Origin of the sequence: Rhizobacter sp. AJA081-3 (assembly GCF_017795745.1) — a bacterium.
Lineage (GTDB): Bacteria > Pseudomonadota > Gammaproteobacteria > Burkholderiales > Burkholderiaceae_C > Piscinibacter.
The window spans coordinates 957,620-971,475 of record NZ_CP059067.1; the positions used below are offsets into that span (position 1 = coordinate 957,620).

12 protein-coding genes are annotated in these 13,856 nt (G+C 67.9%); 10 read left to right on the plus strand and 2 right to left on the minus strand.

The window, feature by feature from the left end; all coding sequences use genetic code 11:
- Positions 1-5: 5 nt before the first annotated feature.
- Positions 6-308, minus strand: a complete 303-nt coding sequence (gene ureA / locus HZ992_RS04775) for an urease subunit gamma (RefSeq protein WP_209385543.1) — start codon at positions 306-308, stop codon at positions 6-8.
- 79 nt (positions 309-387) lie between these two features.
- On the opposite strand from ureA, the gene HZ992_RS04780 reads away from it, so the two are divergent.
- From HZ992_RS04780 to urtE, 9 genes are all read left to right on the plus strand, one after another.
- Positions 388-3,903 carry a hybrid sensor histidine kinase/response regulator gene (locus HZ992_RS04780; protein WP_209385544.1) on the plus strand — a complete coding sequence of 1,172 codons (3,516 nt, stop codon included), beginning with the start codon at positions 388-390 and terminating at the stop codon, positions 3,901-3,903.
- 355 nt (positions 3,904-4,258) lie between these two features.
- Positions 4,259-5,218, plus strand: a complete 960-nt coding sequence (locus HZ992_RS04785) for a response regulator transcription factor (protein ID WP_209385545.1) — start codon at positions 4,259-4,261, stop codon at positions 5,216-5,218.
- A gap of 11 nt (positions 5,219-5,229) precedes the next feature.
- Positions 5,230-5,811 (plus strand): GNAT family N-acetyltransferase, encoded by a 582-nt coding sequence (locus HZ992_RS04790; RefSeq protein ID WP_209385546.1) that lies wholly within the window; start codon positions 5,230-5,232, stop codon positions 5,809-5,811.
- A gap of 92 nt (positions 5,812-5,903) precedes the next feature.
- Positions 5,904-6,413, plus strand: coding sequence for a c-type cytochrome (locus tag HZ992_RS04795; protein ID WP_209385547.1), 510 nt, complete (start codon positions 5,904-5,906; stop codon positions 6,411-6,413).
- 131 nt (positions 6,414-6,544) lie between these two features.
- The gene (gene urtA, locus HZ992_RS04800) at positions 6,545-7,822 is read left to right on the plus strand and encodes an urea ABC transporter substrate-binding protein (RefSeq protein ID WP_209385548.1); all 1,278 of its coding nucleotides are present in this window, start codon (positions 6,545-6,547) and stop codon (positions 7,820-7,822) included.
- Between the two features lie 137 nt (positions 7,823-7,959).
- Positions 7,960-9,543, plus strand: coding sequence for an urea ABC transporter permease subunit UrtB (gene urtB / locus HZ992_RS04805; protein ID WP_209385549.1), 1,584 nt, complete (start codon positions 7,960-7,962; stop codon positions 9,541-9,543).
- On the plus strand, positions 9,540-10,658 hold the full coding sequence (gene urtC / locus HZ992_RS04810; RefSeq protein ID WP_209385550.1) for an urea ABC transporter permease subunit UrtC: 1,119 nt from the start codon (positions 9,540-9,542) through the stop codon (positions 10,656-10,658). Before urtB ends, urtC begins: the two co-directional genes overlap by 4 nt.
- Positions 10,655-11,542 (plus strand): urea ABC transporter ATP-binding protein UrtD, encoded by an 888-nt coding sequence (urtD, locus tag HZ992_RS04815; protein WP_209385551.1) that lies wholly within the window; start codon positions 10,655-10,657, stop codon positions 11,540-11,542. The genes urtC and urtD overlap by 4 nt, the downstream gene beginning before the upstream one ends.
- A 1-nt stretch (position 11,543) precedes the next feature.
- On the plus strand, positions 11,544-12,236 hold the full coding sequence (urtE, locus tag HZ992_RS04820; RefSeq protein WP_209385552.1) for an urea ABC transporter ATP-binding subunit UrtE: 693 nt from the start codon (positions 11,544-11,546) through the stop codon (positions 12,234-12,236).
- On the opposite strand, the gene HZ992_RS04825 is transcribed toward urtE, so the two are convergent.
- A complete protein-coding gene (locus tag HZ992_RS04825) occupies positions 12,233-13,003 on the minus strand; it encodes a DUF4397 domain-containing protein (protein ID WP_209385553.1) in 771 nt (256 codons plus the stop codon). The genes urtE and HZ992_RS04825 overlap by 4 nt on opposite strands.
- Positions 13,004-13,150: 147 nt before the next feature.
- Between HZ992_RS04825 and HZ992_RS04830 the strand changes: the two genes are divergently transcribed.
- The gene (locus tag HZ992_RS04830; RefSeq protein ID WP_209385554.1) at positions 13,151-13,819 is read left to right on the plus strand and encodes a glutathione S-transferase family protein; all 669 of its coding nucleotides are present in this window, start codon (positions 13,151-13,153) and stop codon (positions 13,817-13,819) included.
- Positions 13,820-13,856: the final 37 nt, after the last annotated feature.

Here is a 13,856-nt window from a genome sequence, read left to right on the forward strand (position 1 = left end):
CGTTGTCATGCAATGGGTTGGTGCACGGTCACCAGTTTGGTGCCGTCGGGGAACGAGGCCTCCACCTGGATGTCCGGGATCATCTCCGCCACGCCGTCCATCACATCGGCCTTGCTGAGCACCGTCTTGCCCTCGCTCATCAGCGCGGCCACGCTCTTGCCGTCGCGCGCACCCTCCATGATCGCGGCGCTGATCAGCGCCACCGCCTCGGGGTAGTTGAGCTTCAGCCCGCGCGCCTTGCGCCGCTCGGCGAGAAGCGCGGCGGTGAAGATGAGCAGCTTGTCCTTCTCGCGGGGCGTGAGTTCCATGGGGTCGGCTTCAGCAGGAGACGTGCCAGATGCTACGAGGCTTCGCCCCGTTGGCACAGGCCTTGCCCCAAGAAGGCGCATGAGTGCGAACCCGGCCCTGCCCCAGGAGAATCTGCCCATCGGGCCGGGCATCGCCACGCCTGCGAGCACCAAGGCGGTGCAACGTGTCATCAAGGTCCGGCGCGACTACAACAGCTGGGTCGCCAAGGAGACGATGGAGGACTACGCGCTGCGCTTCACGCCGCGCTCCTTCCGCAAGTGGTCGTCGCTGCGTGTGGCCAACACGGCGTTCGGTGCGGCCTCGTTCCTGGTGCTCGAGGCCGTGGGTGGCACGCTGCTGGTCGACTACGGCTTCATCAACGCCTTCTGGGCCATCCTCGCCACGGGCTTGATCATCTTCCTGGCCGGGTGGCCGATCAGCGTCTACGCGGCGCGGCACGGCGTCGACATGGACCTGCTCACGCGCGGCGCCGGCTTCGGCTACATCGGCTCGACGATCACCTCGCTGATCTACGCGAGCTTCACCTTCATCTTCTTCGCGCTCGAGGCGGCCATCATGGCCTACGCGATCGAGCTGGCTTTCGACATCCCGCCGGCCTGGGGCTACCTGCTGTGCTCTTTGCTGGTGATCCCGCTGGTCACGCACGGCGTGACGACGATCAGCCGGCTGCAGGTGTGGACGCAGCCGCTGTGGCTGGCCATGCTGATTGTGCCGCTGGCCTACGTGCTGCAGCAGCATCCGACGGTGTTGACCGACATCTGGCACTTCGGCGGCATCGTCTCCGGCGCTTCGGGCAGCGACGAGCTGCAACCCGCCGGCTTCGACCTGATGAAGTTCGGCGCCGCGATGACGGTGGGCATCGCACTCATCACGCAGATGGGCGAGCAGGCCGACTACCTGCGCTTCATGCCCGAAAGGCAGCGCAGCAACCGCTTCGCCTGGTGGGCCGGCGTCGTGATCGGCGGCCCCGGCTGGGTGATTCCCGGGGTGCTGAAGATGCTGGCCGGCTGCCTGCTCGCCTACCTGGCGATCGGCTACGCGGTGCCGGTGGCGCGCGCGGTCGATCCGACCCAGATGTACCTGATCGCCTACGGCGCGGTCACCTCGAACTATGGCTGGGCGGTGGCGGCCACCGCGGTGTTCGTGATCGTCTCGCAGCTCAAGATCAACGTCACCAACGCCTATGCCGGCTCGCTGGCCTGGTCGAACTTCTTCGCGCGGCTCACCCACAGCCACCCGGGCCGCGTGGTGTGGATGGTGTTCAACACCCTGATCGCGCTGATGCTGATGGAGCTGAACGTCTTTCAGGCGCTCGGCAAGGTGCTTGGCCTGTACTCCAACATCGCCATCAGCTGGATGATGGCGGTGGTGGCCGATCTGGTGATCAACAAGCCGATGGGCTGGTCGCCCAAGGGAATCGAGTTCAAGCGCGCGCACCTGTTCGACGTCAACCCGGTCGGCGTGGGCGCGATGGGCATCGCCTCGGCGCTGTCCATCGTCGCCTACCTCGGCGTGCTCGGGCCGATGGCGCAGGCCTTCTCGGCGCTGATCGCGCTGGTCACCGCGTTCGTGACTTCGCCGCTGATCGCCTGGTGGACGAAGGGCCGCTATTACATTGCCCGCCAGCCTGACGCGGCGCCGCAGGAACAAGGGAGCTACAAGCGCCTGACGCGCTGCACGATCTGCGAGCGCGACTACGAGCACGACGACATGGCCTCGTGTCCGGCCTACGGCGGCGCGATCTGCTCGCTGTGCTGCTCACTGGACGCGCGCTGCCACGACCTGTGCAAGCCCGACGCGCGGCTGTCGGTGCAGTGGCGCTCGGCGATGTCGGGCATCGTGCCACCGGGCCTGTGGCAGCGCCTGGACACCGAGCTCGGCCACTACCTGATGCTGATGGCGCTGGCCATGCCCGCGCTGGCGGCACTGTTCGCCACCGTCTACACGCAGGAGCGGCGCGCGCTCGGCGCCATCGCGCCGGAGGCCGAGGCGGCGCTGCAGATGGGCTTCGTGAAGGTCTACGCGGCCTTGCTCGTGACCAGCGCGGTGGTGGCCTGGTGGCTGGTGCTCAAGCACAAGAGTGCGCAGGTGGCGCAGGAGGAATCGAACCGCCAGACGCTGCTGCTCGTGCAGGAGATCGAGTCTCACCGCCGCACGGATGAAGCGCTGCAGCAGGCCAAGCACGTGGCCGACGCAGCCAACCAGGCGAAGAGCCGCTACATCTCGGCGATCAGCCACGAGCTGCGCACGCCCTTGAACAGCATCCTCGGCTACGCGCAACTGCTCGATGACGATCCGTCGATCCCCGAGGCGCGCCGCCAGGCGGTGCGTGTCATCAAGCGCGGCGGCGATCACCTGCTGTCGCTGATCGAGGGCACGCTGGACATGGCGCGCATCGAAGGCGGCAAACTCACGCTGGAGCCCGCGCCCTGGCGGTTGCGCGAAAGCCTGCAGCAGATTGCGCGCCTGTTCGAGCTGCAGGCGCAGTCCAAGGGCATCGGCTTCGTCGCCGAGATCGACGCCCAGGCTCCCGAGCTGGTGCGCGCCGACGATAAGCGGCTGCGCCAGATCCTCATCAACCTGCTCGGCAACGCGGTGAAGTTCACGCGCAGCGGGCGCGTCGTGTTCCGGCTGCGTTATGCGCGCGAGATCGCGCATTTCGAGATCGAGGACACCGGCCCGGGCATGCCGCCCGACGAAGTGGCGCGCGTCTTCGAGCCCTTCGCGCGCGGTTCGGCGGCGGGGCAGGGCGCGGGCCAGGCTTCGGGGGGGACGGGTCTGGGCCTGACCATCGCCAAGATGCTCACCGAGTTGATGGGCGGCGAGATGACGGTGGACAGCCAACCCGGCCGCGGCTCCGTCTTCCGCGTGCGCCTGTTCCTGCCCGAGCTGCATTCCGATGCACTGCCGGCGCCGCAGGCGGCCGCGCGCATCGGCTATGCGGGCGAGCGCCGGCGCATCCTCGTCGTCGACAACGAGGAGGCCGACCGCGGCCTGCTCGTCAGCGTGCTCGAGCCGCTGGGCTTCGATCTGCGCACTGCGGCCTCCGGCGAGCAGTGCCTTGCGATGCTGCGCGAAGGCCGGCTGCATGCCGACGGCTGGCGGCCCGATGCGATCTTCATGGACCTGGCCATGCCCGGCATCGATGGCTGGGAGACGCTGCGCCGCATCCGCCACGAGGCCATCGGGCCGGCGGCGCTGGCGATCGTCTCGGCCAACGCCTTCGACAAGGGGCTGGACAACGACGTGGGCATCACGCCGCGCGACTTCATCACCAAGCCGGTGCGCGTGGGGGAGTTGCTCGACTGGCTGGGGCGTTCGCTGGCGCTGCAGTGGATCACGGCCGATGCGGTGGTGGCGATGGCGGCGCCTGCCGTGGCCACCGAGAGCCTGGCGCTGCCGGCAGAGCCGCATTTGCGTGCGCTGCAGGAGCTGGTCAACATCGGCTATGTGCGCGGGATCGTCAAGCGGCTCGACCAGATCGAGACGGAGTCCCCGGCTTGCGCCGCGTTCGTCGAGCGCATGCGGGCGATGGCGCGAGGGTTTCAGCTCGACGAGATGAACGGTGTCTTGACCAGGGCTTTGGATTCGTGATTTCTAGGCTTGTTCACTTTGCAGCAGCCCGCCGGTCGCGCCCGGCCGGCGGTAACTTTCATTTGCTGGCCCAAATGAAAGTCACCAAAGCAAAGGGCCTCGAACACGATCAGGCCGGTTTGCATGGCAGCAGACCCGAGGCGGCTGTTCCGCGCTGTGCTGACCCGGAGCGCCGAGCGCATGTTGGACGAGCCTGCGCTTCGATGGAGCTTGGCATTCACCAGCCGAACTCTCTAGCCAGCAGCAGCAGCCTGATCGTATTCAGGCCCTCTTCTTTGGGTCCTTTCTTCTGGGCCAGCAGAAGAAAGGATCTCGCCGGCCGGGCGAGACCGGCGGGCTGTCGGCCCACCGAACAATGAACCTCGACCGCCACAACTCCGACGTCGTGCTCATCGTAGACGACGTGCCCGACAACCTGTCGATGCTGCACGACGCGCTCGACGAGTTCGGCTACACCGTGCTGGTGGCCACCAACGGCGAGCAGGCGCTGCAGCGCGCCGCGCAGGCCATGCCCGACGTGATCCTGCTCGACGCGATGATGCCGGGGATGGACGGCTTCGAAGTCGCCAGGCGGCTGAAGGCGAACGCGGCCACCGCGGCGATACCGATCATCTTCATGACCGGCCTGACCGAGACGGAGCACGTGCTCAAGGCCTTCCAGTCCGGTGGCGTGGACTATGTGGCCAAGCCGATCAAGCCGATGGAGGTGCTCGCGCGCATCGCCGCGCACGTGCAGGGCGCTCGCGAGCGGCGCCAGGCGCGCAACGCGCTCGATGCCTTCGGCCACGCCACGCTGTCGGTGCGCGCCGCCGACGGCCGCATCCTCTGGCAGACGCCGCTGGCGCGCCAGCTGCTCACCGCCCATGAGGCCGGTGACGGCCACCACCTCGGCGAGGCCTTGCTCGACTGGCTGCAGGCGCAGGCCGTGGTGCAGGCCACCGGCGGCACGCCGCAGCCGCTGACGATCGCGCGGCACGGCAAGCGCCTGGCCTTCGCACTGCACGAGGCCAGCGCGGCCAGCGGCGGCGAGAGCGGCGGCGACGACGAGTGGCTGCTGGTGATGAGCGAGTCGTCCGACGAGTCGACCATCGAGGCGCTTGGCCTGGCCTTCAAGCTCACCGCGCGCGAGGCTGAAGTGCTCTACTGGGTGGTGCAGGGCAAGACCAACCGCGACATCGGCGACATCCTCGGCACCAGTCCGCGCACGGTGCACAAGCACCTCGAGCACGTTTTCGAGAAGCTCGGCGTCGAGACGCGCACCGCTGCGGCGTCGATGGCCATGGGGCGGGTGCGGCAGCTCTCGCCGGCACGCTGAAGGAGGCTTCCATGACACTGAGCATCCGGCCGGCCGAAGTGCGCGACGCCGCCGCGCTGGCCGAGATCTACGCGCCGAGCGTGCTGCATCGGCCCACGTCATTCGAACTGCGCGCGCCCGATGCCGCCGAGATGGCTGCGCGCCTGGCCAGGGTGACGGCGATGTGGCCCTGGCTGGTGGCCGAGGAGGGCGGCGAGGTGCTGGGCTACTGCTACGCCGGCGCCTTCGCCGAGCGCGAGGCCTACCGCTGGTCGGTCACGGTGAGCGCCTACGTGCGCGATGGCCGGCACCGCCGCGGCATTGGCCGGCAGTTGTACGCCGTGTTGTTCGAACTGCTGCGCCGCCAGGGGGCGGTGTCGGCCTTCGCCGGCATCACCCTGCCCAACGAGGCCAGCGTCGGCCTGCACCGTGCGATGGGTTTCGAGCCGGTGGGCCTGTACCCTCAGGTCGGCTTCAAGCTGGGAGGCTGGCATGACGTGGCCTGGTATGGCCTGGCCTTGCGCGCGCCCTCTGCCGGCGTGCCGCCGGAAGAGCTGGTCCCCTGGCCGGCGCTGAAAGACCGCGTCGTGCGGCCGGGCATGCCGCAGGGCTGATTTTTGGCAAGCCGGGCGCACCGGGGTCTCGCCACAATCGTCCACGGCGTGCGCGGAATCGTCCGGGCACGCGTCACACGGAGGTGACGACCATGTCCCAGTGCTCGACGATTGCGCGCAAGCCGCGCCATGCAGCGGCACTCGGCGCCGCCCTCGTGGCAGCCCTGGCGCTGGCCGGCTGCGCCGTGCAGGTGCAGAACCGCCAGCCCGCGCAGGAGATCGCCCAGAGCGCGAAGCCGGCGGGATCGGTCTACCCCGGCTGGCGCGTCTTCCAGGACAAGTGCTCGCGCTGCCACGGGCCCGATGCCGGCGGTACGCCGCGCGGGCCCGACCTGCTGCCCAAGGTCCGCGAGATGGGCTCGCGGCAGTTCGTCGGCCTGGTGCTGCGGCGCTACGACTGGAGCATGCCCGCCGCGCGCGCCGGCAGCGAGGGCGCGGCGCGCGAGGCGTTGGTCGAAGACGTGCTGCAGCGCCGGGAAGGCCAGCTCGTCATGCCGGCCTGGGAGAGCGAACCGCGCGTCAACGCCCACATCATGGACCTGTACGCCTACCTCTCGGCCCGTGCCCAGGGCAGCCAGGCACCGGGGCGGCCGGCACCCTAGGGTCGGCGGGTGAACGGGGCGGGGGTGGCCGAGCGCCGCCTACGCCACCTTGCGTATTGGCCGGACGTGGCGGCGCACCTAACCTGCGCCTGTCCCACAACCCCGACCCACAAGCCAGGAGTCCGTTCACCATGAATCTGTCCCGCCGCTTCGCCGCGAAATCGCTCACCGCGCTGGCCGCTGCCGCCTGCACGATGGGCTTCGCCACCATTGCCCAGGCCCAGGCCACCATCAAGGTCGGCGTGCTGCACTCGCTGTCGGGCACGATGGCCATCTCCGAGACGGTGCTCAAGGACGTCGCCCTGATGGCGATCGACGAGATCAACGCCAAGGGCGGTGTGCTCGGCAAGAAGCTCGAGCCGGTGGTCGTCGACCCCGCCTCCAACTGGCCGCTGTTCGCCGAGAAGGCCAAGCAGCTGATCGACCAGGACAAGGTCGCCGTCACCTTCGGCTGCTGGACCAGCGTGAGCCGCAAGTCGGTGCTGCCGGTGTTCGAAGAGAAGAACGCGCTGCTGTTCTACCCCGTGCAATACGAAGGCGAAGAGCTGTCGAAGAACGTGTTCTACACGGGCGCCGCACCGAACCAGCAGGCCATCCCCGCCGTCGAGTACCTGATGAGCAAGGACGGCGGCTCGGCCAAGCGCTGGGTGCTGCTGGGCACCGACTACGTCTACCCGCGCACGACCAACAAGATCCTGCGCGCCTTCCTGAAGGCCAAGGGCGTGGCCGAGCCCGACATCATCGAGGAGTACACCCCCTTCGGCCACAGCGACTACCAGAGCATCATCGCCAAGATCAAGAAGTTCGCCTCCGAGGGCAAGAAGACTGCCGTGGTGTCGACCATCAACGGCGACTCCAACGTGCCCTTCTACAAGGAACTGGGCAACCAGGGCCTGAAGGCGACCGACGTGCCGGTGGTGGCCTTCTCGGTGGGTGAGGAAGAGCTGCGCGGCGTCGACACCAAGCCGCTGGTGGGTCACCTGGCCGCCTGGAACTACTTCATGTCGATCAAGAGCCCGGCCAACACCGAGTTCGTCAAGAAGTGGAGCGACTACGCCAAGGCCAAGAACATCCCGGGCCACAAGGACAAGCCGCTGACCAACGATCCGATGGAAGCCACCTACATCGGCATCATGATGTGGAAGCAGGCAGTCGAGAAGGCGAAGTCGACCGACACCGACAAGGTGATCGCGGCGATGGCCGGGCAGACCTTCAAGGCGCCGGGCGGCTTCATGTCCACCATGGACAAGGAGAACCACCACCTGCACAAGCCGGTGTTCATCGGCGAAATCAAGGCGGATGGCCAGTTCAACGTGGTGTGGAAGACCAAGGGCCCGGTGGTTGCCGACCCGTGGAGCGACTACATCGCCGAGAACAAGGGCAAGAAGAACGTGCCGGAAAAAAAGTAACCCCCCGAAGCGCCTGACGGCGCCTCCCCCCAAGGGGGGCGCCGCCAGCGGCCCGGCGAAGCCGGTTCCGCGGCGTCCGCTTGAGGGTGCGGACGGGCTTTCGCCCGGTCCGCATCGTCCTTTGCCTTTCGACACGCATGCTCCGACGAATCGTTCTCTGCTGTCTGCTGCTGTGCCTGCCGCTCGCATCCTTCGCGCTGACGCCCCAGCAGGCGCTGGCCATCGCGTCGGGTGACAGCGACGAGCGCATCGCTGCGCTGAACGAGGCGGCCGCGAGTGCCGCCGACGGGCTCGGGCCTTTCGTGCAGGCGCTGCTCGACGACTCGGTCAAGGTCGCGGGCGACAAGGTCTTCATCGTGCAGGGCGACAAGGCGGTCGATGCGGCCACCGGCGCCGCGGCCACCGTGCCCGACGACGCGGAAGACGTGGTCAACAACAACCGGGTACGCGGCGCGCTGCAGGCCGCCATGGGCGCCCTGCAACTGCTCTCGCCCGACATCGAGGCGCGCCGGGCCGGTGTGGCCGAACTGCTCAAGCAGCAGCTCGAGGAGGCGCAGCTGCCGCTGCTCGAGAAGGCCTTCGCGGCCGAGACCGATGCCGCGCTGAAAGCCTCGCTCGAGCGCATGCGCGCCACCATCCTCGTCTCGTCGAGCGACAAGGCCAAGCGTCTGGCGGCCATCACCGCGCTCGCCGGCAGCGGCCAGGGCGCGGTGGCCAGCCTGCTGCAGGAACGCCTGGCGCCTGACGCCGAGACCGACCCCGAGGTGCGCGCCGCGCTCGGCCGCGCGCTCGACAGCGTGCGCGACCGCCTCGCCTGGGGCGAGCGCATCGGCGTGGTCTTCACCGGTGCCAGCCTCGGCTCCATCCTGCTGCTGGCCGCGCTCGGCCTGGCCATCACCTACGGGCTGATGGGCGTCATCAACATGGCGCACGGCGAGCTGCTGATGATCGGCGCCTACGCCACCTACGTGGTGCAGAACGTCTTCCGCAACCACCTGCCCGGGCTGTTCGACTACTACATCCTGGCGGCCATCCCCTTGTCGTTCCTCGCTTCGGCGCTGGTCGGCGCGGCGATGGAGCGCAGCGTCATCCGCTGGCTCTACGGCCGGCCGCTGGAGACGCTGCTGGCCACCTGGGGCATCAGCCTGGTGCTGATGCAGGGCGTGCGCACGCTGTTCGGCGCGCAGAACGTGCCGGTCGAGAACCCGGCCTGGCTGTCTGGCGGCGTGTCGCTGATGAGCAACCTGACGCTTCCCTTCAACCGCATTGCCATCATCGTCTTCGCGGTGCTGGTGCTGGCCGGTGTGGCGCTGCTGATCGCGCGCACGCGGCTGGGCCTGTTCGTGCGCGGCGTGACGCAGAACCGCCGCATGGCCGCCTGCGTCGGCGTGAACACGGCGCGCGTGGACACCTATGCCTTCGCGCTCGGCTCGGGCCTGGCGGGCCTGGCCGGCTGCGCGCTCTCGCAGGTGGGCAACGTCGGTCCGGACCTCGGCCAGAGCTACATCGTCGACAGCTTCCTCGTCGTCGTGCTCGGCGGCGTGGGCCAGCTCGCCGGCACCGTCTACGCGGCACTCGGCCTGGGCGTGCTGAACAAGCTGCTCGAGGGCGTGGCTGGCGCGGTGCTGGCCAAGATCATGGTGCTGGTGTTCATCGTCATCTTCATCCAGAAGCGGCCGCAGGGGATCTTTGCCATGAAGGGCCGGAGTGCCGAAGCATGAGTGCCGTGTTGCCTGCCACGGCCGCTCCCTCGCCGACGCGTGTGCTCTCGCTGAAGAGCTGGTTCGGCGTGCTCGGCGCGCTGCTCGTCGTCGTGGTGCTGGCGCCGGTGCTCAACCTCGTCGTGCCCGAAGGCAGCGTGTTCCACATGAGCGACTTCGCCGTCGCGCTGGTCGGCAAGATCATGTGCTACGCCATCTGCGCGCTGGCGATGGATCTGATCTGGGGCTACACCGGCATCCTGTCGCTCGGCCACGGCCTGTTCTTCGCGCTCGGCGGCTACGCGATGGGCATGTATCTGATGCGCCAGATCGGCACCGACGGTCAGTACAAGTCCGAGATGCCCGACTTCATGGTGTTCCTGAACTGGAAGGAATACCCCTGGCACTGGGCCTTCAGCGACAGCTTCGTGTTCCAGATGCTCATGGTGGTGCTGGTGCCCGGGCTGCTCGCCTTCGTGTTCGGCTTCTTCGCCTTCCGCTCGCGCATCAAGGGCGTGTACTTCTCGATCATCACGCAGGCAATGACCTTCGCCGCCATGCTGCTGTTCTTCCGCAACGAGACGGGCTTCGGCGGCAACAACGGCTTCACCGACTTCAAGCGCATCCTGGGCATCCCGATCGCCACGCCGTCGATGCGCATGGTCCTGTTCGTGATCACCGGCCTCGTGCTGATCGGCTTCTTCGTCTTCGCGCGCTGGCTCGTGGCCAGCAAGTTCGGCCGCGTGCTGCAGGCGATCCGCGACGCCGAGAGCCGGGTGATGTTCACCGGCTACGACCCGATCCGCTACAAGCTCACCATCTGGGTGATCTCGGCGGTGATGTGCGGCATCGCCGGCGCACTCTACGTGCCGCAGGTGGGCATCATCAACCCGGGCGAGATGAGCCCGGCGGCGAGCATCGAGATGGCGATCTGGGCGGCGGTGGGCGGCCGCGGTACGCTGATCGGCCCGATCGTCGGCGCCTTCTTCGTCAACGGCGCGAAGAGCTGGTTCACGCAGGCCTTCCCGGAGTTCTGGCTCTACTTCCTCGGCGCGCTGTTCATCGCGGTGACGCTGTTCCTTCCGCAGGGCATCATCGGCCTGGTGCGCCGGGTGAAGAAGGAGGAGCGCTCATGACGCCCGAACTGATGAAGGCGGGCGCGAGGATCCGCGAGGAGCACGAGAAGCGCGCCGCGCCGCGCGAACTGTCGGCGACCGCGCCCGCGGCCTACGGCCGCGTGGTGAAGCAAGGCGAACTGGACGTGGCGCACGGCGCCATCCTCTACCTCGACGACATCACCGTCAGCTTCGACGGCTTCAAGGCGCTCAACGCGCTGAGCCTGTCCATCAGCGCCGGCGAGCTGCGCTGCATCATCGGCCCGAACGGCGCCGGCAAGACGACCATGATGGACGTCATCACCGGCAAGACGCGGCCTGACGCCGGCAAGGCCTTCTTCGGCTCGACCATCGATCTGCTGCGCATGCGCGAGAACGACATCGCCTCGATCGGCATCGGCCGCAAGTTCCAGAAGCCCACGGTGTTCGAGCAGCTGTCGGTGTTCGAGAACCTCGAGCTCGCGCTGAAGGCCGACCGCGGCGTGCGCTCGTCGATGTTCTTCCGCCTGTCGGGCATGCAGCTCGACCGCATCGGCGAGATCCTCACGCTGATCCACCTGAAGGACAGCGCGCAGCGCGTCGCCGGCCTGCTCAGCCACGGCCAGAAGCAGTGGCTGGAGATCGGCATGCTGCTGATGCAGGACCCGAAGCTGCTGCTGCTCGACGAGCCCGTGGCCGGCATGACCGACGAGGAGACCGAACGCACGGCGGAACTGTTCCTCTCGCTCGAGGGCAACCACTCGCTGGTGGTCGTCGAACACGACATGAAGTTCATCGGTGAACTCACGCAGGGCAAGGCGAGCAAGAAGGTCACCGTGCTGCATGAAGGCAGCGTGCTGGCCGAAGGGTCGCTCGCCGACGTGCAGGCCAACGACAAGGTCGTCGAAGTGTATTTGGGTCGCTGACATGCTCAAGGTCGAAGGCATCAACCAGTACTACGGCGGCTCGCACATCCTGCGCAACCTCGGCTTCGAGTCGAAGATCGGCGAAGTGACGGTGGTGCTGGGCCGCAACGGCGTGGGCAAGACCACGCTGCTGAAGTCGCTGATGGGCGTGGTGCCGGTGAAGACCGGCACGATCCAGCTCGACGGCCAGGACATCACCCGCGACACGCCCTACGATCGCGTGCGCAAGGGCGTGGGCTACGTGCCGCAGGGCCGCGAGATCTTCGGCCGCCTGACGGTGGAAGAGAACCTGCGCATGGGCCTGGCCTACAAGAGCGGCAGCACTCCGATCCCGGCCGAGCTGTTCGAGCTGTTTCCGGTGCTGAAGACCATGATCAACCGCCGCGGCGGCGACCTCTCCGGCGGCCAGCAGCAGCAGCTCGCGATTGCGCGCGCGCTGGCTGCGGGGCCGAAGCTGCTCATCCTCGACGAGCCGACCGAAGGCATCCAGCCCAGCATCATCAAGGACATCGGCCGCGTCATCCGCATGCTGGCCGACCGCAAGACGATGGCCATCGTGCTGGTCGAACAGTACTACGACTTCGCCGCCGAACTGGCCGACCAGTACCTGCTGATGGAACGCGGAGAGATCGTCCAGCGCGGTCGCGGCAGCGCCATGGAAGCAGAGGGCGTGCGCGACCGCATGTCGATTTAAGGCGTGTTGACCAGCTCGGTCGAAGGCGCGCCTTCGTCGGAACGGATCACCAGCACCTTCACGTCGCCCGGGGTGACGCTGCCGGGAACGGAAGTCATCAGCCAGTCGGCGTTCTTGGCCAGGTTCACCGGCGAGGTGAAGATCACGGTCTTGGTGCCGGCAGTGGTGATGCGCAGGCTGTAGGTGCCGCCCTCGATCTCGCTCGAGTTGACGCCGGTGGCCGGTGCCGCCTGCTTGTAGCCCACCGCACCGAAGTTCGGCGTGGCGGTGGCCAGGTCGGCGCCCGGCGCGGTGAGGTAGACGTCGACGCTCGCGGCGTTGAATGAACCGTTGAACATGCGCACGCGGGCGTTGTCGGTCACGATGCCGCGGGTGTACGGGTCGTCGATCAGCACCACCTCGGTCACCGAGCCGGCATCGGGCACGGCCAGCAGCGTGTACTTGCGGCCGCGGTTCGCGTCGAAGGTCACGCTGCCCACGGGCAGGGCCGGCGTGGTGGCTGTGCGCACGTCCCAGACGGCGGTGGAGGTCGACACGTCGAAGTAGTTGGAGGCGCCCTTGTAGGCCATGTTCGTCACGTCGGCGGCCTGGGCCACGTCGGCGCGGAACAGCGAGACATTGGGGGCGAGCGGCACGGCGTGCACGAGGCGCACCTTCGGGTCGGCGATGTTCAGGCGATCGTCCAGCGAGTCGTCGTCGCTGCCGCCGCAGGCGGCGATCAGGAACACCGGCGCGATGGCCAGCAAGAGCTTGGTGGAAGGGTTCATGGGGAGGTCCTCGACACAGTTCAGTGAAAGTGAGACGACTCTAGGCAGGGCGCTTGGCCCGCGCAGTCGGCCGAACCGGCATCCGCGTGTCGGACGATGGCTTGCTTGCAGGCCACAATGCGTTTCTGTACGCCGCCGCACCGACAAATGATCACCGTCCACCACCTCAACGATTCGCGCTCGCAGCGCGTGCTCTGGCTGCTCGAGGAGCTCGCGCTGCCCTACGAGATCAAGCACTACCAGCGCGACAGCAAGACCATGCTCGCGCCGCCCGAGCTGCGCGCGGTGCACCCGCTGGGCAAGTCGCCGGTGATCACGGATGGCGAGGCCACGGTGGCCGAGTCGGGCGCGATCATCGAATACCTGCTCGACCGCTATGGCAACGGCCGGCTGCGGCCCGCGGCGGGAACGCCCGAGTTCCTGCAGTACCGCTACTGGCTGCACTTCGCCGAAGGCTCGGCGATGTCGCCGCTGCTCATGAAGCTGGTGTTCGACAAGGTGGCCTCGTCGCCGATGCCCTTCTTCGTCAAGCCGATCGCACGGGGCATTTCGGCCCAGGTGCTCAAGAGCTTCGTGATGCCCAACATCGTCCGGCAGCTCGATTTCATGGAGGCCGAGCTGGCGCAGCGCCCCTGGTTCGCCGGCAGCGAGTTCAGCGCCGCCGACATCCAGATGAGCTTCCCGCTCGAAGCCTCGGCGCAGCGCGCCGGGCTCGACGCGAGCCGGCCGAAGCTGCACGGCTGGCTGCAGCGCATCCATGCACGGCCGGCCTACAAGAAGGCGCTGGAGCGCGGCGGGCCGTACAGCTTCGCGTAGAACCGATCGCGCAGTTCGGCGCGCTGGCGCACACTGG

Excerpts from the sequence above, each read along its gene's own strand:
- urtB (WP_209385549.1), top strand. The coding sequence starts at position 7,960 with ATGCTCCGACGAATCGTTCTCTGCTGTCTGCTGCTGTGCCTGCCGCTC.
- ureA (WP_209385543.1), bottom strand. The coding sequence starts at position 308 with ATGGAACTCACGCCCCGCGAGAAGGACAAGCTGCTCATCTTCACCGCC.
- HZ992_RS04780 (WP_209385544.1), top strand. The coding sequence starts at position 388 with ATGAGTGCGAACCCGGCCCTGCCCCAGGAGAATCTGCCCATCGGGCCG.
- urtC (WP_209385550.1), top strand. The coding sequence starts at position 9,540 with ATGAGTGCCGTGTTGCCTGCCACGGCCGCTCCCTCGCCGACGCGTGTG.
- HZ992_RS04795 (WP_209385547.1), top strand. The coding sequence starts at position 5,904 with ATGTCCCAGTGCTCGACGATTGCGCGCAAGCCGCGCCATGCAGCGGCA.
- HZ992_RS04830 (WP_209385554.1), top strand. The coding sequence starts at position 13,151 with ATGATCACCGTCCACCACCTCAACGATTCGCGCTCGCAGCGCGTGCTC.
- HZ992_RS04825 (WP_209385553.1), bottom strand. The coding sequence starts at position 13,003 with ATGAACCCTTCCACCAAGCTCTTGCTGGCCATCGCGCCGGTGTTCCTG.
- HZ992_RS04785 (WP_209385545.1), top strand. The coding sequence starts at position 4,259 with ATGAACCTCGACCGCCACAACTCCGACGTCGTGCTCATCGTAGACGAC.
- HZ992_RS04790 (WP_209385546.1), top strand. The coding sequence starts at position 5,230 with ATGACACTGAGCATCCGGCCGGCCGAAGTGCGCGACGCCGCCGCGCTG.
- urtE (WP_209385552.1), top strand. The coding sequence starts at position 11,544 with ATGCTCAAGGTCGAAGGCATCAACCAGTACTACGGCGGCTCGCACATC.
- urtD (WP_209385551.1), top strand. The coding sequence starts at position 10,655 with ATGACGCCCGAACTGATGAAGGCGGGCGCGAGGATCCGCGAGGAGCAC.
- urtA (WP_209385548.1), top strand. The coding sequence starts at position 6,545 with ATGAATCTGTCCCGCCGCTTCGCCGCGAAATCGCTCACCGCGCTGGCC.